Below are 1053 nucleotides of genomic sequence, written 5' to 3'. Positions count from 1 at the left end.
AAGCAGAGGGATCCCTTCGCCCTGAACCCTCGCCGACGCAACAATCGGATACCTTTGTTCACGATCCCTGGCGACCGGTGCCGGCCTTGGGGGGCCACCTAGTTCAGCCTGCCGGGCCGCAAGAGCGCTCTGCCCTCGACTGCCGCACCGATGTCCTGACCTATACCACTCCGCCGCTGCAAGCCGAGCTGGTTCTGGTCGGGGACATTGCTGTGGAGGTGTACGCGGAGGCCGACAGCCCCAGTTTCGATCTTTGCGCTGTGCTCTCGGTGGTAAGGCCCGATGGGCAGGTGTATAACTTTTCCCAAGGCTATTGTCGCCTACGGGATCCCCAGCCCAGTACCCCCATTCTGATTCCCTGTCAGCCCACCTGTATTCGCATTCCTTGCGGTCATGCTCTGCGCCTCAGCCTTAGCGCGGCTTGTTTTCCGGCCTATCCTGTCAACACAGGCACGGGAATGCGGGAAGAGCGGCTGATTGAGGCCCGCATTCTCACCATCACTCTCCGCAGCGGTGGCGAGACGCCTTCGCGGCTGCACCTGCCCATGGCTTGAAGCCAAGAAGAGACCAAGCTTCGGGATCCCGTTCGCAATCCCCGCTTACAAAGAGACACCAAACGTTAGGATAGAAACAGGCAGGGCAAGGGAACACCATGTTGCAAGACCCAAAGTTGATCCGGCACTATCAGGCTTTGACCGATGCTCTGGTGGATACCTGGCAGCGGGGCTACCGGCGCACCGATGAGCTACGTCTGCTGGTGGATGGCTACCTGCTGGCCTTGCGAACTGGCAAACAATTGGAGCCCTTCGAGATCTATCGCATTGAGGACGAGGTCAACCGCTTCCTCTACGATCCGTCCAACTTCATAGATCCGGAATTGGAGCCAGAGGCGGAGCCGATGCGGGGTTATTGATTTTGTGAATCCCTGTTGGCGATCCCTAGAACAGGTGGGGCAAAGTTTTGATTCCAACCTTTTCTGATCTCCCCTCGCCCCTTGGGAGAAAGACTAGGGGGGAGGGCGCTGAGTAAACTACCCGGCTCCGACCGCTAAGC

The 1053-nt window shown here is 58.9% G+C and carries 2 protein-coding genes; both read left to right on the top strand.

From position 1 onward, the window contains the following. On the top strand, positions 1-554 hold a 554-nt coding region (locus NW815_RS09975; protein ID WP_414415963.1), incomplete at its 5' end, for a CocE/NonD family hydrolase. A 98-nt stretch (positions 555-652) separates the two neighbouring features. After that, positions 653-913, top strand: a complete 261-nt coding sequence (locus NW815_RS09970) for a DUF6761 family protein (protein WP_011434405.1) — start codon at positions 653-655, stop codon at positions 911-913. The last annotated feature ends 140 nt before the right edge of the window (positions 914-1053 follow it).

It is taken from the genome of Synechococcus sp. R6-7 (assembly GCF_047461695.1).
Taxonomy (GTDB): Bacteria; Cyanobacteriota; Cyanobacteriia; order Thermostichales; family Thermostichaceae; genus Thermostichus.
The sequence above is the reverse complement of the archived record's forward strand: the minus strand, read 5'-3'. Positions and strand labels throughout refer to the sequence as shown.

Excerpts from the sequence above, each read along its gene's own strand:
- NW815_RS09970 (WP_011434405.1), top strand. The coding sequence starts at position 653 with ATGTTGCAAGACCCAAAGTTGATCCGGCACTATCAGGCTTTGACCGAT.